General features: G+C 36.0%; 25 protein-coding genes and 2 pseudogenes. 22 read left to right on the top strand and 5 right to left on the bottom strand.

Annotated elements, in window-relative coordinates:
- Positions 1 to 12: 12 nt before the first annotated feature.
- The 6 genes and pseudogenes from GI584_RS15280 to GI584_RS15255 all read left to right on the top strand — a co-directional run bounded on the left by GI584_RS15280 (position 13) and on the right by GI584_RS15255 (position 6,113).
- On the top strand, positions 13 to 360 hold the full coding sequence (locus GI584_RS15280; protein WP_100359908.1) for a hypothetical protein: 348 nt from the start codon (positions 13 to 15) through the stop codon (positions 358 to 360).
- Between the two features lie 144 nt (positions 361 to 504).
- Positions 505 to 1,647, top strand: coding sequence for a cysteine desulfurase family protein (locus tag GI584_RS15275; protein ID WP_100359909.1), 1,143 nt, complete (start codon positions 505 to 507; stop codon positions 1,645 to 1,647).
- Between the two features lie 6 nt (positions 1,648 to 1,653).
- Positions 1,654 to 2,856 (top strand): tRNA uracil 4-sulfurtransferase ThiI, encoded by a 1,203-nt coding sequence (thiI, locus tag GI584_RS15270; protein ID WP_100359910.1) that lies wholly within the window; start codon positions 1,654 to 1,656, stop codon positions 2,854 to 2,856.
- A gap of 98 nt (positions 2,857 to 2,954) precedes the next feature.
- A complete protein-coding gene (locus tag GI584_RS15265; protein WP_018933566.1) occupies positions 2,955 to 3,161 on the top strand; it encodes an alpha/beta-type small acid-soluble spore protein in 207 nt (68 codons plus the stop codon).
- A 106-nt stretch (positions 3,162 to 3,267) separates the two neighbouring features.
- Positions 3,268 to 4,863, top strand: coding sequence for an amidohydrolase (locus tag GI584_RS15260; RefSeq protein WP_153791740.1), 1,596 nt, complete (start codon positions 3,268 to 3,270; stop codon positions 4,861 to 4,863).
- An 88-nt stretch (positions 4,864 to 4,951) separates the two neighbouring features.
- Positions 4,952 to 6,113 (top strand): annotated as a pseudogene (locus GI584_RS15255) (IS3 family transposase).
- 86 nt (positions 6,114 to 6,199) lie between these two features.
- Here the strand turns inward: GI584_RS15255 and GI584_RS15250 are convergent.
- A complete protein-coding gene (locus tag GI584_RS15250; RefSeq protein WP_194842008.1) occupies positions 6,200 to 7,039 on the bottom strand; it encodes an NAD kinase in 840 nt (279 codons plus the stop codon).
- A 115-nt stretch (positions 7,040 to 7,154) separates the two neighbouring features.
- Here GI584_RS15250 and GI584_RS15245 point away from each other — a divergent pair, with 115 nt between their 5' ends.
- From GI584_RS15245 to GI584_RS15215, 7 genes and pseudogenes are all read left to right on the top strand, one after another.
- The gene (locus tag GI584_RS15245; protein WP_100359913.1) at positions 7,155 to 7,691 is read left to right on the top strand and encodes a hypothetical protein; all 537 of its coding nucleotides are present in this window, start codon (positions 7,155 to 7,157) and stop codon (positions 7,689 to 7,691) included.
- Positions 7,681 to 8,166, top strand: coding sequence for a GerW family sporulation protein (gene ytfJ, locus GI584_RS15240; protein WP_100359914.1), 486 nt, complete (start codon positions 7,681 to 7,683; stop codon positions 8,164 to 8,166). The genes GI584_RS15245 and ytfJ overlap by 11 nt, the downstream gene beginning before the upstream one ends.
- A gap of 218 nt (positions 8,167 to 8,384) precedes the next feature.
- On the top strand, positions 8,385 to 9,362 hold the full coding sequence (locus GI584_RS15235) for a class I SAM-dependent methyltransferase (RefSeq protein ID WP_153791738.1): 978 nt from the start codon (positions 8,385 to 8,387) through the stop codon (positions 9,360 to 9,362).
- 168 nt (positions 9,363 to 9,530) lie between these two features.
- Positions 9,531 to 10,715, top strand: a complete 1,185-nt coding sequence (locus GI584_RS15230) for an acetate kinase (RefSeq protein ID WP_100362465.1) — start codon at positions 9,531 to 9,533, stop codon at positions 10,713 to 10,715.
- A gap of 427 nt (positions 10,716 to 11,142) precedes the next feature.
- Positions 11,143 to 11,810 (top strand): annotated as a pseudogene (locus GI584_RS15225) (HAD family hydrolase).
- A gap of 267 nt (positions 11,811 to 12,077) precedes the next feature.
- The gene (locus tag GI584_RS15220; protein WP_153791737.1) at positions 12,078 to 12,818 is read left to right on the top strand and encodes a class I SAM-dependent methyltransferase; all 741 of its coding nucleotides are present in this window, start codon (positions 12,078 to 12,080) and stop codon (positions 12,816 to 12,818) included.
- Between the two features lie 197 nt (positions 12,819 to 13,015).
- On the top strand, positions 13,016 to 13,999 hold the full coding sequence (locus GI584_RS15215) for a phosphotransferase (RefSeq protein WP_153791736.1): 984 nt from the start codon (positions 13,016 to 13,018) through the stop codon (positions 13,997 to 13,999).
- Positions 14,000 to 14,128: 129 nt separating this feature from the next.
- On the opposite strand, the gene GI584_RS15210 is transcribed toward GI584_RS15215, so the two are convergent.
- The gene (locus GI584_RS15210; RefSeq protein ID WP_153791735.1) at positions 14,129 to 14,572 is read right to left on the bottom strand and encodes a universal stress protein; all 444 of its coding nucleotides are present in this window, start codon (positions 14,570 to 14,572) and stop codon (positions 14,129 to 14,131) included.
- A gap of 214 nt (positions 14,573 to 14,786) precedes the next feature.
- On the opposite strand from GI584_RS15210, the gene GI584_RS15205 reads away from it, so the two are divergent.
- The 8 genes from GI584_RS15205 to GI584_RS15170 all read left to right on the top strand — a co-directional run bounded on the left by GI584_RS15205 (position 14,787) and on the right by GI584_RS15170 (position 22,025).
- Positions 14,787 to 15,539, top strand: coding sequence for an SDR family oxidoreductase (locus GI584_RS15205; RefSeq protein ID WP_100359920.1), 753 nt, complete (start codon positions 14,787 to 14,789; stop codon positions 15,537 to 15,539).
- 181 nt (positions 15,540 to 15,720) lie between these two features.
- Positions 15,721 to 16,230, top strand: coding sequence for a DUF4178 domain-containing protein (locus GI584_RS15200; RefSeq protein WP_100359921.1), 510 nt, complete (start codon positions 15,721 to 15,723; stop codon positions 16,228 to 16,230).
- Positions 16,231 to 16,249: 19 nt separating this feature from the next.
- Positions 16,250 to 16,918 (top strand): PspA/IM30 family protein, encoded by a 669-nt coding sequence (locus GI584_RS15195; protein WP_100359922.1) that lies wholly within the window; start codon positions 16,250 to 16,252, stop codon positions 16,916 to 16,918.
- 119 nt (positions 16,919 to 17,037) lie between these two features.
- Positions 17,038 to 17,703: a DUF4247 domain-containing protein gene (locus GI584_RS15190; RefSeq protein WP_228552251.1), complete on the top strand. Its 666-nt coding sequence runs from the start codon at positions 17,038 to 17,040 to the stop codon at positions 17,701 to 17,703.
- Between the two features lie 18 nt (positions 17,704 to 17,721).
- On the top strand, positions 17,722 to 18,117 hold the full coding sequence (locus tag GI584_RS15185) for a DUF350 domain-containing protein (protein WP_153791734.1): 396 nt from the start codon (positions 17,722 to 17,724) through the stop codon (positions 18,115 to 18,117).
- Positions 18,118 to 18,188: 71 nt separating this feature from the next.
- Positions 18,189 to 19,739, top strand: a complete 1,551-nt coding sequence (locus GI584_RS15180; RefSeq protein WP_153791733.1) for a polyamine aminopropyltransferase — start codon at positions 18,189 to 18,191, stop codon at positions 19,737 to 19,739.
- A gap of 72 nt (positions 19,740 to 19,811) precedes the next feature.
- Complete coding sequence (locus GI584_RS15175) at positions 19,812 to 20,492, top strand: metal-dependent hydrolase (RefSeq protein ID WP_100359925.1); 681 nt, start codon at positions 19,812 to 19,814, stop codon at positions 20,490 to 20,492.
- Between the two features lie 219 nt (positions 20,493 to 20,711).
- Positions 20,712 to 22,025, top strand: coding sequence for a DRTGG domain-containing protein (locus GI584_RS15170; protein ID WP_153791732.1), 1,314 nt, complete (start codon positions 20,712 to 20,714; stop codon positions 22,023 to 22,025).
- A 485-nt stretch (positions 22,026 to 22,510) separates the two neighbouring features.
- Here GI584_RS15170 and GI584_RS15165 read toward each other — a convergent pair whose 3' ends face one another.
- Positions 22,511 to 22,810, bottom strand: coding sequence for a YtpI family protein (locus GI584_RS15165; protein WP_100359927.1), 300 nt, complete (start codon positions 22,808 to 22,810; stop codon positions 22,511 to 22,513).
- Between the two features lie 120 nt (positions 22,811 to 22,930).
- On the opposite strand from GI584_RS15165, the gene GI584_RS15160 reads away from it, so the two are divergent.
- Positions 22,931 to 23,875 (top strand): DHH family phosphoesterase, encoded by a 945-nt coding sequence (locus GI584_RS15160; RefSeq protein ID WP_153791731.1) that lies wholly within the window; start codon positions 22,931 to 22,933, stop codon positions 23,873 to 23,875.
- Positions 23,876 to 23,930: 55 nt separating this feature from the next.
- Here GI584_RS15160 and ytrI read toward each other — a convergent pair whose 3' ends face one another.
- Together ytrI and GI584_RS15150 are read right to left on the bottom strand one after the other, a co-directional pair.
- Complete coding sequence (gene ytrI, locus GI584_RS15155) at positions 23,931 to 24,440, bottom strand: sporulation membrane protein YtrI (RefSeq protein WP_153791730.1); 510 nt, start codon at positions 24,438 to 24,440, stop codon at positions 23,931 to 23,933.
- Positions 24,440 to 24,772, bottom strand: a complete 333-nt coding sequence (locus GI584_RS15150; protein WP_100359930.1) for a sporulation membrane protein YtrH — start codon at positions 24,770 to 24,772, stop codon at positions 24,440 to 24,442. Before GI584_RS15150 ends, ytrI begins: the two co-directional genes overlap by 1 nt.
- Positions 24,773 to 24,825: the final 53 nt, after the last annotated feature.

The following is a 24,825-nucleotide window of genomic DNA, read 5'->3' as shown; positions in this document are numbered from 1 at the left end:
CGGGAAGGCATCATGAAATGGTTAGTAATTGCATTATCTGTGGTGACAGTCACCATCTGGGGAATTACTCTATTTTTTTATTTGGATCTCGGGCAAACAACATACGTATACGCCGATCAACATGCAGAAGTACAGCATAAACATGACTACAAACAGACCAATTTTATCTTTAGGTCGAAGAGCACACCTGACGTGAATGAATTTTCAGGACAAGAGGAAGTCGTGAGTAAGGAAGAGGTTCATCCAAAGCAATCTCAGGGAGATCAAAATTCTTTGGCAAATATTACACTAAATTTAAATGATGATAATACAGTTTCCATTGATGAATTGATGTCGGCGCTAGATATTGAGTTTGAATAGTAAAGTCGAGAAGATATTCCTGTTTTGATATAGGGATATCTTTTCTATTGATTGCAGAGAACTTTTGTCAGGGATAACTTATTTGCACGATCGGTAAAATATGATAAGATATGCCAATGTTAATCGAAAAAAGAGGGGTTAAGGATGATTTATTTAGATAACAGTGCTACAACAAAACCAAATCCACAAGTATTAGACAGCTTTACTAAAGCATCTATCGGGTACTTTGGTAATGCATCTTCGATTCATGGTATTGGGATGGATGCGGAACGTTTATTACGTAAATCGAGAGAACAAGCTGCATCTCTGTTAGAAGTAAACTCTAATGAAATTATCTTTACATCGGGAGGTACAGAAGGTAATAACTTAGCAATTAAAGGTATTGCTTTAGAACACCAAAATAGAGGGAAACATATTATTACCTCTGCAGTTGAACACCCGTCTGTTATGGAGACGTGCCAAGGGTTAGAGGCATTAGGTTTTGAAGTAACTTATTTAGATGTAAATGAGTCAGGTTTAGTTGAGATAGACAACCTAAAGAAAGAAATGAGAGAGGATACAATATTAGTATCTGTTATGCATGTGAATAATGAAATAGGTACAGTTCAGCCGATAAAAGAAATAGGAGAAGTTGTTCGAAACTACCCAAAAGCATTTTTCCATGTTGACCATGTGCAAGGGTACGGAAAAGTACCATTAAATATTCAGGAATGTCATGTTGATTTATGTACGATATCCGGTCATAAAATCCATGGATTAAAAGGAACTGGGGTTCTTTGTGTAAAACAAAATGTAAAGTTGTTCTCATTAGCACATGGTGGTGGGCAGGAGAGAAGAATACGCTCAGGTACGGAGAATGTTGCCGGAATCGTATCACTAGTAAAGGCGATGCGCCTGGCCAAAGAAAAGCAATCGGGGCTGCATAAGAAATTAACGTCATTAAAGCTTGTATTAATGGAGCGATTGCAAACACTGGATAGAGTAGTGATCAATACGCCAAAAATAGACAGTGCACCACATATAGTGAATTTTTCGGTGCGTGGATTAAAACCGGAAGTAGTGATACATGCTTTAGAGGACTTTGATATATTTATTTCCACAAAGTCTGCATGTTCATCGAAGAGTGCGGATGAAAGTGCTGTGCTCATAGCATGCGGTAAAGATCGGGATATTGCAATTTCCGGCCTGCGTGTTAGTATGTCTTATGAAACAACCGAGGAAGAAATCGATTATTTCTGTCAAAAATTAACGGAAGTGATTAAAAAATTAAGTGAAGTAATGGGGTAGATATCAATGGAATATGATCATATAGTAATTAGATATGGAGAACTCACATTAAAAGGTCGTAATAGAAAACTGTTTACTACTCAATTAGCTAATAATGTCCGGCAAGCATTACGAAATTTCCCGGCAATTAAAGTAGACAAAAAACGTGATCGAATGTATATCGTGTTGAATGGTGAGGATCCTGATGCAATAATGGAAAAGTGCCGTAAGATTTTTGGTATTCAAAATATGAGTGTGGCACTCAAAGTCGAAAATGACGAAACGGCGATTAAAGAGCAAGCACTTAAACTCATAACGGAAACAGAGAATGTCAGAACATTTAAAATATCAACTAAGCGCTCCAATAAAGAGTTTCCTATTGGATCACAAGAATTTAATCATGTTCTGGGTGGCTATTTATTAGCAAATACTGAAAATATCACAGTAGATGTCCATCAGCCGGATTTGGAAATTACTGTTGACATTCGTTCTGAGGCAACCTATTTAACATCTAAAAAAGTTCCAGGAGCTACCGGTCTGCCAGTAGGGTCTTCCGGAAAATCACTACTTCTTTTATCTGGAGGTATTGATAGTCCTGTGGCAGGTTATTTAACAATGAAACGTGGGGTTCAATTGGAAGCTATCCACTTTCATTCACCACCATACACAAGTGAAAGAGCAAAAGAGAAGGTATTAGATTTAGCGGAAAAACTGTCTTTCTACGGTCATTCCATAAAAGTGCATATTGTACCTTTTACCGCATTGCAACAGAAAATTCACCGCGAAATCCCGCATGGTTATTCGATGACAGTGATGAGAAGAATGATGATGCGTATCAGTGAAGAGGTTGCAAAACAAGAAGGCATTTTATCAATTGTTACGGGTGAAAGTCTCGGTCAGGTAGCGAGTCAGACAATGGAAAGCATGCATGCCATTAATGCCGTAACAAATTATCCGGTTATCAGACCGTTAGTTACGATGGACAAAGACGAGATCATAAGAATTTCAGAAGATATTGATATGTATGATATTTCTATTCGGCCGTTTGAAGATTGTTGTACGGTTTTTGTACCGAAACAGCCAAAAACAAAACCAAAATTGGAAAAGGTAGAGCAATTTGAAGCGAATATAACGTTTGACCAAGATATACAAGAAATATTGTCATCAATTGAAACCATTGAAATTCAAGCAAAAGATAAACAAGAAGAGGAAATGGAAGATTTACTCTAACAGTTGGATTAATTAACAACAACTACCAGTTAATATTTTGCATGATTTCACCTCTAAAAGTTCATGATAGTAATGTAGTCAAGAGGAGGTGAAAGCAGATGGCGAACAACAACAGTTCAAACAATCTAGTAGTACCTGGAGTAAGCCAAGCTTTAGATCAAATGAAAGTTGAAATTGCACAAGAATTTGGTGTAAACTTAGGTGCTGATACTACATCACGTGCAAATGGTTCAGTTGGTGGAGAAATCACAAAACGTCTTGTACAAATGGCTGAACAACAAATGGGTGGACAAGCAAATCAATAATAAAAACTAAGGATAGTGCTAGTGCACTATCCTTTTCTTATGGATAACTTTTTGCTATCGTTATATCATATCAACAGAAGATTATAAGGCTAGGCTAGGTGATAGAATGGGTACACTTTTTTATGGTGGTACAATTTATACAATGGAAGATGAAGCATCGAAAGCAGAAGCTGTATATGTAGAAGAAGGAACCATTATGGACATTGGTAAAGAGTCGGTGTTAAGAAATACATTCATGGACAGAATAGACGAAGAATATAACATGGATGGGGCAACGATGTACCCAGGATTTGTCGATAGTCATTTACATATAATTGGTCACGGTGAAAAACTGTTACATCTAGATTTATCATCTATGCAATCTGCGAATGAAGTATTGCGAGCATTAGGAAGAAAAGTAAATGAATTAGAACCAGAGGAATGGTTAATAGCAGATGGATGGAATGAAAATCTGTGGGAAGATGCAAGAATTATTGATAAAAACGAACTGGATAATATTTCAAATGGCCACCCTATCATATTATCTCGAATATGTCGTCATGCTATTATCGTTAATTCTAAGGTATTAGAGTTAGCAGGAATAACGAGTCAAACAGAAGATCCACAGGGTGGAAAAATTATTCGATACCAATCAGGGGAGCCGACTGGATATTTGTTAGATCAAGCTCAGGAATTAGTGAAGGAAATAATGCCTCCGATATCAGAATCCAAATTGCAGGAAACAGTCAAGGCCTCAATTGAAGACCTTCTACGATTAGGTTTAGTTGGAGGACATAGCGAAGATCTTTCCTATTACGGTGGATTTGAACGAACATTCAGAGCATATCACAAGATTTTACCTGAAAAATATAAATTCAGAGCGCATTTGTTAGTACATCACCTTGTCTTTGATGAAATGTTAGATCAAGGTCTACAATATGGTGATGGAGGGAAATTTACTACACTTGGGGCGATGAAAATATTTTCAGATGGTGCGTTAGGTGGAAGGACTGCTTGGTTAAGTGAATCGTATCATGATGATCCAAATAATGCAGGAATCCCTATTCATAAGAGACATAATTTAGAAATTCTGTTTCAAAAAGCGCGCAAATTTCAGCATCCGGTCGCTGTGCATGCAATAGGTGATAAGGCAGTTGAGGAAATCGTAGCTTGTATTGAAAAATATCCATTAAAAAACGATTTAAAGGACCGGATCATTCATGCTCAAATTATGAATGCCCAATTATTAGATAGATTAAAGAAAATCCCGGTTGTACTGGATATTCAGCCTTCCTTTGTTGCTTCGGATTTTCCGTGGGTCAAGGACAGGCTTGGTGACAGACGAACAAAGGAAGCCTACCCGTGGAAAACGTATTTAAATAACGGTATTGCTTGTGCTGCTGGATCAGATGCGCCAATTGAAGAGGTCAATCCTTTATTAGGAATTCAAGCGGCTGTGACAAGAAGATCAAACATGGATGGACAGATTTATGGCAGTCATCAGAGACTTTCCGTATTTGAAGCTATTTCTTTATATACAAAGGGCAGTGCATATGTTATTAATCATGCTCACGACCGTGGCATGATCAAGCCAGGATTTGTAGCAGATTTCACCATATTAGAAAAAGACGTGTTCAAACACGATCCTGACCTATTCCACGAAATAGAAGTAAAAGCAACCATCGTAGACGGTCAAATCATGTACGAAAAACCAGAGGCATAACTGAGGAGACCTAATTAAATGAGACAGAGGAAAAAGCACCCCCAGAGTCGTATATAAAAATTAACGACTTTTAGGAGGTGCTTTTCTCATGGGGGAAAAGAAAAATGTTTATTCTGAAGAAGTGAAACGTAGAGTCATTGAAATGAAGTTGTCTAAAAAATATACAAATAAACAGATTATGAAAAAGTTTGGAATCCGTAGCGTAAGTCAAATTAAAAGATGGATGAAATGGTTTCGAGATGGAGAAGAACATCGGTTGTCACAACCCATCGGTAAACAATATTCCTTTGGAAAAGGGCCTGAAGAACTAAACGAAGTAGATCAGTTAAAAAGGCAAATCAGACATCTAGAAATCCAAAATGAAATCTTAAAAAAGTACCAGGAATTCGAAAGGAGTTGGTACCAGAGATAGTTATAGAACTAGTAGAGTCGTTAAAGGAAGTTTATACTGTATCGATGATTTGTGATTGTATCAGAGTTCCTAGGTCCACTTACTATCGTTGGGCTCAAAAGTCGTGGAGCCAACAGAACTAGAACAACTTATTATTGATATTTGTAAATCCCTACATTACAGAGTAGGACACCGAATGGTTAAAAAGTTACTTAAAGAGGAACACAACATTTCTGTGAACAGACTTACTGCACAAAGGATCATGCAAAAATATAAAATCCAATGTCGGGTAAAACCAAAGAGAAAATCGAACATCGCCGGTGAAAGTAAATGCGTCGTTCCTAATTTATTGGAACAAAATTTCAAGGCAGATAGACCAAATCAAAAGTGGGTTACTGATATTACTTACTTGCCTTTTGGGGAATCAATGATGTATTTATCAACCATTATGGATTTGTATAATAACGAAATTGTCGCTTATCGAGTGAGTCATAACCAAGAAGAAGAATTAGTGCTAGAAACACTGAAAGCAGCTTGTAATGGACGTGAAACAAAGGGATTAATTCTTCATAGTGATCAAGGGGCTCAATACACATCCTACGCTTTTCAAGAATTAGCTGAAGAAAAAGGCATTATCACAAGCATGTCCCGGAAAGGTAATTGCTTTGATAATGCCGTCATTGAATCCTTCCACTCCACCATAAAGTCGGAAGAATTCTACACACATCAAAAGATGCGTCTTACAAATTCCATTGTACTAGAAAAAGTGGAATTGTACATGTATTATTACAACTATATACGACCATTTTCAAAATTAAACTGCCTTTCTCCTGTTCAATTCAGGGCAAAGGCAGCCTAGGTGCTTTTTCTTGTCTCATATTACTAGGTCAGTTCAAACCTCTGGTTTTTTTGTGGGAAGAAAAATATAAGTGGGTAAGGATCAACTTACAAGAAGGTTCGTTGAACACGGTCCCAGAATGAATTGTTTTTCAGCTTCACCGTTTTAATTCGTTTATCACTTAGCTGAATGGTCAAAGTTTGAATGTTTCTTATCGAGTAAGCCTCATTATCAAGCCCTACAATCGGATAATCATTACCATCTTGAATCACTTCTAGACGTAAAGTTCGATCTTGATTTAATACAAACGAAGAACCTAAAGTACGATAGCGGTTATTGTTTAAGGAAGCAAGCTCCGTTACTTGTAAACAAGGGATTTTCGGATCTATCACAGCACCTGAAGTAGACTTATTATAACCTGTACTTCCAGTAGGTGTTGCCACAATTAATCCATCACCACGGAAACGTTCGAAATGATTATCATCGATAAATACGTCCATAACAATTGTTTTAATAATAGCTGAACGAATAGCAGCTTCATTTAAACAATGGAACGTTGATTTTTCATTGATGGTTACATCAATGACTGGGAAGCGACGAACTTCAATACTGTCATTTTTCATCGATTCCACCATCATATCATATTGATCAATATTAAAATCACAGTACAGTCCTGATTCATCTGCTTGCGTAATGCCTACATATAAACAATCCTGACGAAAGTTCGTGTGACGGACAGCTTGCAGAAATTCACCATCTCCTCCGATGCTGATAACAATATTAGCATCTTTTGACTCTTCTACGATTTGAAACCCTTGACTCTTAACATATTCGAATAACGGTTCCAATTTTTCTATAAGTTCCTCATTTTTCTTGTAATAAAAATATAAATTACTTCTGTTGTCCACTTTATTGCCTCCTAACAGCTGATATGTATATATTCTCATCTTATCATGGTTTCCAGAGCTATCCTATTGATAACTTTGATTATTTTGTGTTGATTGTTACTACTTTATGATTAATCTAGTATTTACTCGTAAATAATAATGATGAGGTGAGAATATGCTGATTGTCTTATTAATGATTATAATAGTTCTTTTCATTATCATGCTGTTTATATTTTTGAGATCTCGAGTTTATATATCTTTGGACTGGCAATGGGAGGAAGATGATAAAAATGTCCAAATTCAAATCAGTATACTGCATATCACTTTTTATCAAGAGACAATCGATCTCGCCCAGTTAGATTTTCCATCGTTAGAAACGGATAATAATGGGGATATGAAAGAGATGTATCAACTTGTAAAAAGGGTGTTAAAAAGATCCAAAATAGAAAAGATACATACAGATACAATTGTTGCTACATATGATCCTTCTATAACAGCTTATCTCTATGTGTCGATAAAAACATTAGCTGAATGGATTCGGGCACATTACAGTAATAATGAACATGTTCAGCTTGATGTATCAGCAGATTTTGAACAAGAAATTTTCCAATCAGTAGGTGAGTGCATGATATCGGTAAATTTGAGTAAAACTATCAAAGAAATGAAGAAAATCAAGAAATTACGGAAGGAGTCAGAAAATAATGGAAGATAATAATCAGAATGTTCACCCGTTAGAAGGATTTATGAATCTAACGATGGCAAATTTGAAACAATTAATCGAAGTGGATACAGCAATTGGGAAACCAATAGAAGTTCCGGATGGCAGCTTGATCATTCCTTTATCAAAAGTGAAATTCGGCTTTGCAGCTGGCGGGAGTGAATTCGTACCAGGAGGTCAACAAGGCCAACAGGATCAACAAGGCCAACAGGATCAACAAAGTCAACAAGACGATAATAATAATCAATCGGACTCGATTATCCCGTTTGGCGGTGGTAGTGGTGGAGGTGTTTCCATTATACCTTCAGCGTTTGTCATTGCTAATAAAGAAGGTGTCCGACTCTTGCCACTAAATGATTCCCCAAGCGCTTATGAGAAAGTATTAGAGAAAAGCCCACAAGTGATCGATCAAGTTTTGGATATGTTAAAACAAAGAAAAGATGATAAGCAGCAAGGTAATGATATATAATGCTTCTCAGTAGACAATTTGATTTCACTGCCTTCATAATATAGTGAGACTTCCGTCAGTGGGGTTTTAGCCCGCTGATGGTTAGCGATACTTATCAAGGTGTTAATGTCTTAATGATCCCGATTTAGCTTCTTTTCGAGGCCGGGGGTCTAACGGACGTTTATCAACTTGATAAGTAGGCAGTGAATCATTTTGTATATTGATGGAGGGAGCAAAAGATGACGCTTGATATAGAAAAAGCTTTTTTAGAATTGGATCAGCTAACATCAGCTATAGAAGAAACGGAAAATGAACCATATTTAGAAAGTTTAATATTTGCATTACGCGCAATCCAAACTGAAGAAGCATTGGATTTGCCCAATAAAAAAACTGCGGAAAATTTAGCATCACTAAAAAAATCATTTTTTGATGAAGATACAACAAGTGAATCGATTAGAAAAGTTATTCAGCTATCCTTAATCAAAGGAATGAAGGGGTCTACTCAACATCAACATCTTGTAACACCAGATAGTGTAGCTATGTTTATGGGCTATTTTATCCAAAAGTTAATGCCAGATACAAAGCAATTTCGTTTGTTTGATCCAGCAAGCGGTGCGGCGAATTTGTTAACGGCTGTGATTAATCAGGTAGAAGCGAACGTTACTGGATATGGAAGTGAAATCGATCCGACTTTGATTCAATTAGCAGTAGAGAGTGCGAACTTGCAAAAAGTTGAGGTGGAATATTTTCACCAAGACAGCTTGACTCCATTCTTACTAGAACCAGTCGATACCATTGTAGCGGACTTACCAGTCGGGTATTATCCTAATGATGAACAAGCTTCTAAATTTGAATTGAATGCAGATGAAGGACACGCGTATTCACATCATTTATTTATTGAGCAAAGTATGATGTATACAAAAGATGCAGGTTACTTATTATTTTTAATTCCTAATTTTCTATTTACTAGTGATCAAAGTGATAATTTGCAAAAGTATTTACGCAATAATGCCCATATATTAGCATTGCTGCAATTACCTTTATCGATGTTTTCCTCTGAACAGCATGCTAAAAGTATATTAGTCTTACAAAAACACGGAAAAGAGACAAAACCACCAAAGCAAACATTAATGGCTCAATTGCCATCGTTTAAAGATGTCCATGCTACACACAATATCCTTAAAAAGATCGACGACTGGTTTAAAACAGAAAAATAAGAAAAATCAGAAAATAAAAATTTTGAGAAGCAAACGTTACCATTTGATATTCCGGTTGCAAACTTATTCTGACGGTGTTTAAATGGATATGGGAATGTTGATACAGAAGTAAAAACATTGATTCGCTAGTCAGGATAAGTAAATGAAAGAATGAAAGGATTGAAAATGTTGCGTAAAATTTTAGCTGTTAACGCCGGAAGTTCTTCACTAAAGTTTCAACTAATTGAAATGCCGGAAGAAAAAGTGTTGTCGAAAGGACTTATTGAACGGATCGGAATTGCGGATTCCGTTTTTTCTATTGAATTTGAGGATAAAGAAGATGAAGAAACACGAGATATTCCTGATCATGCAGTAGCTGTTAAGCTATTACTTGATAAATTAACATCATTTGGTGTAATTGAAAGTTTGGATGAAATAGATGGTATCGGACACCGTGTTGTGCATGGTGGAGAGAAGTTTAATGATTCGGTAGTAATAACTGAAAAAGTTATAGAAGATATTGAAGAGGTATCTGATCTGGCGCCGTTGCATAACCCGGCAAACTTGACAGGTATTCGTGCTTTCCACGAAGTGTTACCTGAAGTGCCTTCTGTAGCTGTATTTGATACAGCATTTCATCAAACAATGCCTGAGCAATCTTATTTATATAGTTTACCATATGAATATTATCAAAAATACGGGATCCGTAAATATGGATTTCATGGTACTTCACATAAATACGTCTCCGAACGTGCTTCAGAATTAATGGGTGTACCATTGGAACAACTGCGCCTGTTATCTTGTCACTTAGGAAATGGTGCAAGTATCGCGGCGATTGAAAAAGGAAAGTCCATTGATACTTCTATGGGTTTTACACCTTTAGCTGGTGTTACAATGGGGACAAGATCTGGAAATATTGATCCAGCATTAATTCCATATATCATGGAGAAAACGGGTCAATCTGCTTCTGAAGTGATGAATATTTTAAATAAGAAAAGTGGTATGCTAGCTCTGTCCGGATTTTCTAGTGATTTACGTGATATCCAAGAGAAAGCGGAAAATGGAGATAAGCGTGCTGAATTAGCACTTCAAGTATTTGCGGAAAGAATTCATAAATACATTGGTTCATACGCAGCAAGAATGCATGGAGTGGATGCAATCATCTTTACTGCGGGTGTAGGTGAAAACAGTGTAACCATCCGTGAGCGTGTATTAAAAGGATTAGAATTTATGGGTGTTTACTGGGATCAGAGTTTAAACAACATTCGCGGAAAAGAATCATTCGTAAACTATCCACACTCACCTGTAAAAGTAATCGTGATCCCAACAAATGAAGAAGTAATGATTGCGAGAGATACAATACGATTAACGTAATAAAACGTGATATATTATTTTATGAGTTGTAAAAATACAACTTGTTAACCATTACTAAATACTAACCGATTTTTTTCTATGTAATTAAAAATTGTATAGAAGAAGGTCGGTTTTTTTTATTGCTAAAAACAACAATTAAGAAAAAGTAAAAGTATGGCAAGAAAACAAATTAGAAAGTTTATACAATTGATGATGCTAGAAACTTAGTGATTAAAGTAGAAATTTTCCCCTGAAGAGGATTTTTATTTAAAATAGTCATGTTAAAATGAAGATAGATTGCGAAAAATCACTTAAAAATCTGGGCATATGAGTTAAAGATGGAAAATAGATAATTTGCACTAATTCTATTGCACAGACAGCTAAATTTGAGTTCTACACCGTTTATGGGAAATTAAGTAGAATAGTTGGTACTAGAAGGGAGTTTTACATGGCTAGTTATAAAGTAATTTTATTTGATTTAGACGGCACACTATCAGATCCAAAGGTAGGAATAACTAAATCTGTTCAATATGCGTTACATCAAATGGACATCGTTGAGCCTGATATTGATAAACTGGAATGTTTTATAGGGCCACCTTTGCACCTGTCATTGCTGAATATTACAATTTTGATGAGGCGTATACAGAAAAAGCGATAGGTTTATATAGGGAGAGGTTTAAGGAAGTGGGGATGTTTGAGAATGAGTTATATTCAAATATTCCCTTACTTTTAAAAACGTTAGAAGAACAAGGGACTACTTTAGTTGTAGCAACTTCAAAGCCTACTGTTTTTGCTAAGCAAATACTAAAGTATTTTAATATGGACCAATATTTTGAACTTATTGTAGGAAGTAATCTGGATGGAACAAGATCGTCAAAAACTGAAATTATTCAATACATACTAGATAAATATAATGAACATAAGCTTAGTGACTTTATAATGGTTGGAGACAGAAAGCACGATATTATTGGGGCAAGAAATATGGGGATTGATTCTATTGGAGTTACGTATGGGTATGGTTCATTTGAAGAATTGAGTCATTCCAACCCTACTCATATTGTTAATAATGTTAATCAGTTAAAAGATATTCTGATGGGGAGCAACGAGAAAAAATAATTACTTATATTTCCAATATACACATGTGAACCAGAGGAAAGACTAAAATGCTTATATAAACGGGAGCTAGAGTTCAACAAGACGACCTTTACATTGGTCGTTTTTTTGCTGGAAATTTCGATAATGTTTTTTTGGAATATTATGCTAATATAGAGTTGCGGAGATATTGAACTATTGGGGCAAGGTTATTTATTGTGAGAAGTAAGAATTTACCTACTGATTTGTGGGACTAATTTTTGCAAGATAACAATATTGGAGGGAAAACAATTGAAGCAAAATATTTATGACAATCCTGTTTTCTTTAGAGAGTATACTTCTTTGCGTGAAAGTGGAGTAACATATAATGATTTTGTTGAACAACCAGCAATAAAATCTGCCATTCCTACTCTCAAAGATAAAACAATATTAGACTTAGGTTGTGGGACTGGTCAATTTGCAAAGTATTGTATCGAGAACGGTGCATCAAAGGTTATAGGTGTAGATATTTCAAGAAATATGATAGGGCAGGCTAAAAAAGAAAACGGGGATAAGAAAATAGAATATATATGTACACCAATAGAAGATTTAGAATTACACAATCAAAAATTCGACTTAATTATAAGCTCTTTAGCAGTACACTATATAGAAGATTACACAAAACTGATTGTGAAGGTAAGAAGTTTATTACATGAGAATGGAGAATTTATATTTTCAACTGAACACCCTATTGTAACTGCCCGAAATGAGGAGAACAACTGGGTGAAGGACAGTAACGGAGAAAAATCACATTGGGCTTTAGACAATTATCAGGAAGAAGGAAAGAGGGAGCATAATTGGTATGTTGATGGAGTGATTGTTTATCATCGAACAATTTCCACCTTAATAAATACCCTTATAGGCAATGGATTTATATTAGAGAAGATTATTGAACCACAGTCCATTCCATCTGGATTAGAGAAAATGCCTAAGTTAGTAAATGAAAGAAGAAGACCATCTTTTATTGTTATTAAATCAAGAATGTTAAGTTAACATTAGCAAAAATGGATAAAATAAATATGCTCAAAAAACGCCATTGGATTTTATACCCAATGGCGTTTAATTATGTCTATTTTTATCGAGACCCTATTCAACATCATAACAAATTACAAACAAATAGTCTATATTTTCTGAAAAATAAATTGTATAGTGGAGTTCAAGTACAAATTTGAGAAAAGGAGTGTTGGTAAATGGAAGTTACTTGTCATCTCGATTATGCTGATTTACAGGATTATGTAAAGAAGGTTTTTGGTTCTGGTTATTTAGTTGTGAGGATATCGAAAATAAACGGAGGTACACAAAAGGTAGTTTATAAACTTGATTTTAGTAATGGATTTTCCTGCATTTTGTATATATGGGATCCTGCTTCGAATTATTTTCAAGAAGAGCAAACAAATTTAGATATAAATGAACGTTCTGATGGTAGTGATTTATTTGAATTAAATAACCAATATTTAATCCAACAGGGTATTAGAACTCCTGCTCTATATGATTTAAATACAGAAAAAACCCGTTACCCTTTTGATTACGCTCTCGTAGAATATGTGGCTGGTCACAAAGCAGAAGATTTTTTACATCATTCAGACTCAAAGGTTCAAGATAACTTGTTTCAGAAGTTGGGCGATATGCTGGCCCACATGCACACCAATAATAAAAAATCTTATGGGAAATTAAATTATGAGGGGATTAATACAGAAAGTTGTCATCTGTTGCAAATGGAGGATGCAAAAGAACAATTATCTTATTCCTCCCAATATCTTGAACGCATCAGAGCTAATCAAAGTAAATTACTCGATACTTTGTATGAGCTTGAATCAAGAATTAAACCCAGAACACAGTATGGATTTATACACGGAGAACTAGGTCCTGACCATGTTTTGGTTAATGATGAACTTAATCCCTTTTTGATTGATATTGAAGGAGCAATGTTCTTTGATATTGAACATGAACATAGCTTTTTAGAGTTTCGCTTTGGGGATTTTTACCGATTTCTAAAGAATGATACTCTTGATTATAACAGGATGTTATTTTATCGATTTCACCACCATATCTCGTTAATCTCAGGTGGTTTAAAGCTACTACATCGAGGATTTCCGGATAAACAATTTGCACAAGGTCTTGCCGATCACCATTCACAAAGTGCATTGGAATTTATTACTGATTTTCGTATATAATAGCCATCGTCTATATTGGTTCGGGATTGTTCCATTAATGGGGCGTGGGTGGAAGAAGCTAGACAAAAGATACAGTACAATAGACGCGATAAAAACGAGAGGATAAGTCCTCTCGTTTTCTGTAAACTTTTAACTTCTTACCACCAACACATCACATGATGCATATCTGGTGATACTTTCTGAAACGCTTCCAATTAAAAACCTTTCTACCGCATTCATTCCTGTTGCCCCACAAATAATCAAGTCTGCGTCAAACTTTTTCGCGAGATCTTTAGGAATTTTAATTTTCGGTGAGCCAATTTCTACATGTGTTGTAATATCAGTTATACCTTTTTTATTTGCTCTTTCTTTATATTCATCAAGTAGAGTTTGAGCATAATTTTCTGAGCGGGCAGCAAGCGTTTGATCATAAACTTCTGGTGCTACTGTTGTAATAGTTCGTGTATCAATCACATGTGCTAAAAACATTTTTGCATTATTTCTTAAGACAATATCAACTGCTTTCTTAAATGCTAACTCTGATGCGTCAGAACCATCTACTGCTACTAAAATACGACTATATTCAAAAGTCATCATTATCTCTCCCTTCATATCTATAGTTTTAGTATATCATGTATCCGCTTACATGTGAAAATTCGAATAAATTTTTCTTATTAGTCATATACCACTATAAACCCTTAGTAAAACTTGTACCTTTAACTGAATTAACCTACACAATAATAGAAAAAAACATGACAATCGTGTAACATATAACATGAGAGAGTAGTAAGATTAAGGAGGAAAAAACATGGGACACGCCTTTATTACGGCTGGAACAAAAGGCTTAGGGTTAAAAGTAACAGAGGCATTTATCAATAAAGGACATGCTGTTTCTATTACATATTTCAGAGATCGTCAGCGAGCGAAAGAAATGTTAGAAAAATTCCCGGAAGCATCGATCGAAATCATTCAAGCTGATGTCTGTAATAAAGATGACATAACGAATGCTGTTAAAAAAGCCGTGGAAAGGTTTGGTACCATAGACTATTTAATTAATAATGCGGGGCCATTTATATTTGAGCGAAAAAAATTACTGGATCATACAGAAAAAGAATGGAATCAAATGATTCGTGGCAATTTAGATGCTGTTTTTCATCTGTTAAAATTAACGATACCAGCAATGCGAGAGCAGCATTTTGGAAGGGTTGTAAATTATGGATTCCAGAGTGCTAATACTGCAGCTGGATGGATTGATCGAGCCGCCTTTTCAGCTGCGAAAGTAGGATTAGTGTCGTTAACGAAGTCTATCGCATATGAAGAAGCAGAGAATGGTATAACATCGAACATGGTTTGCCCAGGAGACATTGTCGGAGAGATGAAGGAGGCATCGATCGTAACAAGCAGAAAAACTGAAGATCCCAACACGCCGATTGGTCGTTCTGGAACGGGTGAAGATATAGCACGAACGGTCATGTTTTTTTGTGAAGAGGATGCAGATATGGTAACAGGTACAGTTGTAGATGTAACAGGTGGATTAGATGTTATTCACCAACATCGTTAAAGAAAAGCACAATGCGTCCGTTCAGCATTGTACAAACAGGTGAGGGAAGTTGCTAGTTACTGGGCGCTAAACAGCTCTGTAGATACTTTCTTAAATTTCTTCGAAAAAATGAAACCTTTTTTTGAACTAGTTCGTAACTATTTATAACAACCCAATTAGCGGAAGAAATGAGGTGCACCACTTGGGTTTCTTTTCAAAGTTATTTAATAAAAAAGAAAAGAAAGCAACAGTTAGAAAGAGAAATTTGCTTTCCATAGAAGTGGGGGATATTATTGAATATGATTTAGCTGATTATGAAGTAGTTGGTAAAATCACTTACCGGCAAAACAATTATACATGGTACAGTTACCAGCTGTTAGGGGAATCGGGGACAATTTGGTTAGCTGCGGAGATGGATGATGAATTAGAGCTAGGGATCTATAAGAAAATCCAACTTGTTGAAGCTAATGATTTCCCAGACAGACTAGTATTTAATAATAAAACCTACTCACTAGATGAAAGTGGTCAGGCTGAAGTTACTGGTGAGGGAAGAAGCAGTTCTCTAACAGGTCAACGTATTCGCTATGCAGAGTATTGTGATACAGATGAAAAATCCTTTATCAGTGTGGAGGAGTGGAATAGTGATGTAGAGGCAAGCATTGGTTATCCAATTGAAAATTATGAAGTTAAAATTATTGCAGGATCACATTAATTATTAGGAGGAGTTAAATATGTTTAAATTTTTTAATCGTGTAAAAACAGTCGTTAGTTCAGAGTTGAATTCTATGTTAGACAAAGCAGAAGATCCGGTGAAAATGCTGGACCAGTTTATGCGTGATATGGAATCTGATATTAGAGAAGTAGAAGCGGCAGTAGCCAAACAAATTGCCAATGAAAAAATGTTAAAAAGAAAGACAGATGATGCACAAGCATTAGTGGAAAAACGACAAGCTCAAGCAGAAAAAGCTATAGGAGCGGGCAACGAAGACCTTGCTCGTCGTGCATTAGAAGACAAAAACGAACAAGAAACACAAGCAAATACGTTGCGTGAATCCTGGGAACGTGCTAAACGAGATGCAGATCAGCTACGTCAAAAATTAGATGAAATGAAAAAAGAATATCAACAAATGCAACTGAAGAAAGATTCTTTAAAAGCAAGAGCAGAATCTGCAAAAACTCGTACGAAAATGAACCGTACGATGTCATCTATTGGTAATGATGCTTCAAAACAAGGATTTGAACGTATGGAGGAAAAAGTTCTTCAATTTGAAGCAGAGGCAGACACAAGTGAAGATTTATCTTCCGCAAGCAAGTCACTAGATGATGAATTTGAAGAATTTGAAAAAAGCGATGTCGATGACGAATTGGCAGCTCTCAAAAAGAAGCTAGGAAAAGAGTAACAAACAGTTGGAAAATGGGTTGTTTCATAAGTTAGTTTACGTAATTAAGTGAGCTAGCTTTTGGGACGCCCTCTTTCTACATGGATACATAGAGAAGTAAAGCAGGAGGTGATCTTGGAGTGAATAAAAAGATAGGCATGAGTATTACCTTGTTATTTTTTATTTTGCTTGTTGGTTGTAATTCAGATTCGTTCTCGAATTTATCTGCTTTTGATGAATCCAGTGATATTTCAGAGGATGATCTGCAGGTTGAAGAATCAAAAGATGAAATTATTAACCGACTAGAAGTAAGCACTAACTCAGATGTGGAAGCACTTATATCCGACAATTTTCCGTTTGTAGATTCTGTGACGGGCGAGGAAACAACTGCAAATGTTTATGGTACATTACTGTTTGAAGTAGAAGAATTAGCCGATTTATTTGCGGAGATTAAACAACCGGAAGAGATCAGTGATTTTATCGATGGTCAACAAATACTTGCCTACTCTGATGTGTTTGTCATCTTGAAAGAAAGTGAAGAGCTAGATAATGCAACATTTATCGAAGTCGCAAGCGAACAATTTGTTAAAAAAAATTATTCACCTAATTTCTTAACTACATATTTTACTATCCGAATGCTCGATAGTTTCTTTGGTAATAATTGGGTATCTAATAGAAGGAGTTACTGTAGTTCAAATGACTGTTACGGCGGTTACTCCACATCTCGTAACTATAATAAGGGTGGGGTAACTAAAAATAGAGGTTTAGGGTCTTTTCGTGGAGGAGGACCTAGTACAGGAAAATAATAAGAAGGAGAGCTGAATATGGAACCTTTTATTTCAACATTTATTTATTTTGTTGCAGCAATTATCATTGTCATTATCGGACTTACCATTTTTGAGTGGCTTACAACCAAATATAAAGATTGGGATCAAGTAAGAGATGGGAATCATGCCATTGCATTATCCATAGCAGGAAAAATTATTGGTATTTGTATAATCTTAGCATTCGCTATTTACCATAGTATTAATGTAGTAGAAACACTGATATGGGGTGCGTATGGTGTCGTATTGCAATTAATAGCGTATCTTGTTTTTGAAGGGATAACACGCAAATTTTCCGTTGAGGAACAATTAAAAGCCAATAATATAGCAGTTGGAATTATTTCGTTTGCTGTTTCTGTCGGATTGGCATTTGTAATCGGGGCATCAATCACATAATACAAGAAGCCTGGCCATTTTTAAAGGTCAGGCTTTTCCAATCGTGACTATCATAGGAAGTGTGGAGTGAGATGGAAGAAATCAAATTAAAACAGAGTCATTTTATTTATTGGGCATCAGGAATTGTTTCGATATGCGGTATTATATTCGAAGTACTATTCGGGGCGCTTGGATCTTATATTTTAGGTGATGGTGTTAAGCAGTATACATTAACCATTTCTTTATTCCTTACAGGCATGGGGATTGGTGCTAGTTTAAGTGAAAAAGTAACCAAGCATTTACTGTTATCTTTTATTTATATTGAATTTTTTGTAGCCTTGATTGGCGGATTCTCCAGCTTTCTCATGTTTGCAGCAACCGCCTTTTTTTCTAATGGATCGGATGCCTTATTTCTTTATTCGATTACCTTAATTATTGGAGCGTTAACCGGTGTAGAATTACCAATATTAATTCGAAAAGCTAATGACATAGGTGTTACCTTGCAAAAAAGTACAGCAAGGGTGTTATTTTCTGATTATGCCGGTGGTCTGATTGGTGGTCTATTATTTGTCTTTTTATTACGACCACAATTAGGGATGGTAAAAACTGCTTTTTTAGTAGGACTAATCAATCTTTCTGTTGCATTGGTTGTTCTTTATTTATTTCGTAAGGAGTTAATTAAAAAAACTTTGCATGGAATAATTGGAGGGATAATCGCTCTCTTGTTAATAGCCGGCTTAATTTTTGGTGAGTCATTGGTTTTATCCTTTGAGCAGAAAATTTATAAAGATCCTATTATCCATCTCGAAGAAAGTCAGTATCAGAAAATTGTCATGACCAAACAAAACGAAGACATTCGATTATATCTGGATGGTGCGCTGCAGTTGAGTTCGATTGATGAACATCGATACCATGAAGTATTAGTCCATCCGGCAATGGCTTATGCTGAGAGTCATGAAGAAGTGTTAGTGCTAGGTGGCGGTGATGGATTAGCCGTGAAGGAACTATTAAAATACCCTAGTATCAACAATATAACATTGGTTGATTTAGATCCAGCTGTAGTAGAATTGGCCAACACGAATCCGCATCTTTTGGAATTAAATGACCATTCATTACAAAGAGAACGTGTTTCAGTTGTTAATCAAGATGCCTTTGAATTTTTAGAGCAGAGTGAGGATTGGTATGATGCCATTTTTGTAGATTTGCCGGATCCCAATAATGAAAGTCTCAATAAATTATATACGAAAGAATTTTATTCACTTGTTCGCAACCATTTACAGCCAGGTGGCGCAGTAATGATACAAGCGACAAGCCCTGTATTTGCTCGCGAAGTGTATTGGACGATTTCTAATACGATAGCTGCCACTGGGTTAGAAGTGGAAAATTTCCATGTGGACGTACCGAGTTTTGGTAATTGGGGATTTGTAATGGCAAGCAGGGAGCAGATTAACGTTGATTCGTTAGCCATTAATGTGGACACGGATTTTATAACAGATGAGATTTTGCAAAGCTTAACCATTTTTGGTAAGGATGAAGACGAAAATATATTGGACAAGAACGGAAATCAGAAAGAATTAGAGGTGAATACATTAATTAGCCCACGACTGATAGAAATCTATGAAAAGGCTTGGCAATATTATTAGTACATGTTTAAATAAACAATAAATGGGGAAAAAGGATATAGAGTATTATAGTGAAAAGGAGTGCATATTTGCATGAAAATATCTTTCCACGGACAATCATGTGTCAAAATTCAAACATCCGACCATACGATTTTAATTGACCCATTTATCACAGGGAACGGAACAAGTGATTTAGATCCGGACACACAAGAACCGGATGTTATTTTGTTAACACATGGACATAATGATCATGTTGGTGATACCGTAAGCATTGCACAGCGAACTAACTGTCTTATCGTGGCACCAAATGAATTAGCTGTATACTTTGGTTCTAGAGGATTGAATACACATCCAATGCATATAGGTGGTGCACATACATTTGATTTCGGCAAAGTAAAATTCACACCTGCCTTCCATGGTTCCATGTTTGAGGATGAGGAAGGAAACAAAATTTATGGTGGTATGCCTGGTGGTATATTATTCTTTGCAGAAGGAAAAACGATTTACCATGCAGGTGATACTGGTCTATTTTCCGATCTGAAATTAATAGGCGACATGAACGATATTGACTTAGCCTTTTTACCGATTGGTGATAACTTTACAATGGGACCAGAGGACGCATTAATTGCCGCTGACTGGGTACAAGCAAAGCAAGTCGTGCCCATGCACTACAACACATTTCCGCTAATCGAACAAGACGGAGAGGTATTCTGCAACCAAGTAAAAACAGGAAAAGGCATTCATCTAAAACCCGGAGAACACGTAGAATTATAAGCAAAGGTCAAAGCAAAATGCTTTGACCTTTTGTTGTACCATCTGAAATTATATATAATACAGATAATGAACAAAGGATAAAACAGTGTAGTCTTGATTTTTTGATGAAAACAAGAAATACATATTATTTCAAGAAAAAATTGAATATTCCCACTAACAACTGTATAATAAAAACAGATGAAAAAATACTAGTACAGATGAAAGAATGGTGAAAAACGATTGGCTACAAAACATGAACAAATTCTATCCTTTATTGAATCCTTAAAAGTAGGTAATAAAATATCTGTAAGGCAAATTGCCAAAGAGCTTAATGTAAGTGAAGGAACAGCTTATCGTGCCATTAAAGAAGCAGAAAACAAAGGCTTGGTTAGTACCATTGAACGTGTTGGAACCATTCGAATCGAACGCAAACAAAAAGAAAACTTTGAAAATCTAACCTTTGCAGAGATTGTAAGTATAGTAGATGGACAAGTACTTGGAGGAAGGGACGGCTTATACAAAACTTTAAATAAGTTTGTTATTGGTGCGATGAAGCTTGATGCAATGATGCGCTATACGGAGAAGGATTCCCTTTTGATAGTTGGTAACCGTACGGAAGCCCATCAATTAGCATTAAAAGAAGGTGCTGCTGTACTTATAACTGGTGGATTTGATACGGACGATACAACAAAGCAATTAGCAGATCAGAAACAGTTACCTATCATATCAACTAGTTATGATACTTTCACCGTAGCAGCGATGATTAACCGAGCTATCTATGACCAGTTAATAAAAAAAGAAATTGTGTTAGTTGGTGATATTTATACCAAAGTAGAAGATACATATTTCTTAAAGACAAAAGATCAAGTTGCCAAATGGTATGAGTGGGAAGAAAAAACAACTCACAGTCGTTACCCTGTAGTTGATGAAAAAAATAAAGTTGTAGGGATTGTTACTTCCAAAGATGTCATTGGAAGAAAGATGGATATATTAATTGAAAAGGTTATGACTAAAAATCCATTAACCGTGATGAAAGAAACATCACTGGCATATGCTGCACATATGATGGTGTGGGAAGGTATTGAAATTATGCCTGTTGTTGATCATCATCATCACCTTGAAGGACTTATTTCTCGTCAAGATGTGCTAAAAGCACTGCAGCACATTCAAAAACAACCTCAAGTTGGTGAAACCATTGATGATATTGTTTCGAATTATTTTGATCATTCGCCTACAGATCCACATCATTCTACTTACCATGCTGAGATCACTCCACAAATGACTAATCAGTTAGGAACTCTATCATATGGGGTATTTGTTTCTTTTGTCATTGAAGCGGCTCGCAGAATGTTGCGACATCAGAAGAAAGGTGACTTGGTTGTTGAGAATATTACGGTTTATTTCATAAAGCCTATCCAATTAGAAACAAAAGTTACATTCCAACCCAAAATTATCGATGTTGGTAGAAAGTCAGCAAAGGTAGACGTCGAAGTATTTCATGAGAAAAAAGTAGTCGGAAAAGCGATGCTGATGGCACAATTAATCGATCGCTAAATTAAAAAGTAAAGTAAGCACTATCCATACCGTTTCTAGCCCATAATTCTTTGAAAATGGGCACAGTTGATAAAAATTGTGAACTAGTGAAAACTCAGATTTACTATATTCCATTCTGATTATTGTTGAGTGCTTATTCGCCGCTGCGAAAAATACTCGCTTTCACCCAAGGGGCACAAGTGCAACATCTACTCAAACAAAGATCGCTTTCGTAGTGTTTCCTATGTCGTCGGAGAACGCTTCCTGCGGGGTTTCAGACGAAGAGCAGGACGATCAAGTGTCGACGTTGGCCACAGGACGTGACCGCTTTTAGTCGACCCATAGGAGTCTCGCATTTTTTCGGCAGCTTCGTATAGTTTCCTGAATTGATTTAGAAAGCAACCTCTGAGAAAGTTACTTCGTGGTATATGTTTGAAGCGATTAAAGGTTATCTTTTCTTAATAGAAAAGCAAATTGCGCTTTGACAATTTGCTTTCGGTGAAATGTTATTGATTCATTTGTGCTCTTTTTTGATATTCTCCTCTATAATGCGTCAAACGTTTAATACCGCCATAACCTTGGGCGATACCGAAGAAAAGAAATACGAGCGTTATAAATAATGCAAGCTGTGTTTGATAAAATAAATATTGATTCACGCCAAAGACACTTATAAAAATACCTAACGCTATCCGAGCTTTAGCATTTTTAATTTCTTGAGTCAGTGGATCACGATCCCTCATTATCATGACTTTATAATAAATATACATAATAAACGATAGCACAATAATAATTGGGAAAATAACCATAAATAAAACCTCCGATAACATCACAAGCTATATGCTAGATAAAAATACCTTTCTATTGTACCGTTACTAGTATAGAATTGCTAGTGAAAAATAATACGTGATAAAAAAAGGAGTACACATATGTCAGTAATGTCGCAAATATTTGAGAAAATGAAACAATACGATACGATTATCATTCATCGTCACGTTCGTCCAGACCCTGATGCATATGGGTCACAAAGTGGACTAGCAGAGATAATTAAAGCAAGCTTTTCCGATAAAAATGTATATGTAGTTGGTGAAGAGGAAGCCTCTTTATCATTCTTAGCAACGATGGATGATATCAAAGATGAGCTTTATTCAGAGGCGCTTGTTATTGTGTGTGATACGGCTAACCAGGAAAGAATCTCAGATCAACGCTTCGAGCTAGCAAAGGAAGTAATAAAAATTGATCACCATCCAGGAGTAGATGCATACGGAGATGTTCAATGGGTTGATGTAGATTCGAGTTCCACAAGCGAAATGATTTATCACTTTTATAGTGAACAAAAAGAAAATGGATTAAAAATGACCAATAGAGCTGCTTTTCTTTTGTATTGTGGAATAGTAGGTGATACCGGTCGCTTTTTATTCCCAAGCACTACCGAAAGGACTTTCCAATATGCTTCAGAGTTAGTTGCTTATGACTTTGATCGCACAGAGATGTATGAGGAAATGTATAAAACAAATTTAAACATTGCTAGGTTGAAAGGTTATATTCTCCAAAATATAACCGTATCAGAAGCTGGCGTAAGCTATGTGAAATTAACAAAAGATATTTTGAAGCAGTTTAATGTAGAAGCATCCGAGACTAGTTCCGTTGTAGGAGTATTAGGAGATATTGAGGATATCAAAATATGGGTGATATTTGTGGAGGAAGACGATGTTATTCGTGTGCGTCTCCGCTCCAAAGGTCCTGTTATTAATCAAGTTGCGGCTAATTATGAAGGTGGCGGACATCCGCTTGCATCAGGTGCTAAGATTCATCAATGGGAAACAGTAGACAACGTTTTAGCAGATCTAGAAGAAGTGTGTAAAGAAAAATAATCTGTATATAGATGATTTCTCAAGGTCTGATGGTGACCTTGAGAAATGAGATTTATTACGGGGCTATTTTCAACTGGATCGACAAATATAATGTCTCACTGACAATGATTCTTTCGATTTCCGCTTGAAATCTGAAATCATCGATGTTGATTGTTTTGTTTTCGATGGTCGCAATAAGCAAATCAATGGAATCGGCAATTTCATCAATACTTTTGCCTACTGCATGTGCTGCTTCTGTGCGAACCGCTTCTTCTAACTGTTGAATCATTATCCGATCAGTATCTATGTTTAATTCTTTCAGATTTAAAAATTCGATATTAATTTCTGATACCTGCAAACCTTCTTTCGTTTGCTGGTCAAGTGTTTCATGATTCTTTCGTAAATTCTCATAGCTTTGATTAAGGTCCTGAAGGTCTCCACGCAATGCAAGGTTTTCTTCAATCCACTTTTCTTGTAATTCGCCAAACATATAAATAAAAATAATATAGCCGATAATCGTACCAATAGCGACACCGGCCAAAAATCGTTGCCATGAAGGACGTTTATGATACGGAGGAATGTGCATTATTGAATCTCCTCTTGTATAATCCATTCGATTACTAATAATGCAGTATGTGCACCACCCATTGCGGTAATAATCAGTAGGATTTGTTTAACTAAGTCAATGGTAGATCCTTCATAGATACCTCTTTCAAAATTATAAATGGCATCAAAAGTACCTCCTATTGCAGCAACAATAGCCCAAATACGTAAATTTTTTGCAATCCGGTTGATATGGGTGAATGGAGCATCGCCAGCTACAAATGCACCTATACTGCCAATTATAGATCCACCAATCATCACACCAAAAGCGATAAAATAACATTGCATCATCGTTGCTACGAAGCGTTCTTCCATTCACACCCCTCCTGGCACTTAAAATTGTTCTCAATTAAAATATATGTGAACTC

Origin of the sequence: Gracilibacillus salitolerans (genome assembly GCF_009650095.1) — a bacterium.
Classification (GTDB): Bacteria; Bacillota; Bacilli; order Bacillales; family Amphibacillaceae; genus Gracilibacillus; species Gracilibacillus salitolerans.
This window is presented reverse-complemented; position numbering and strand designations above follow the sequence as displayed.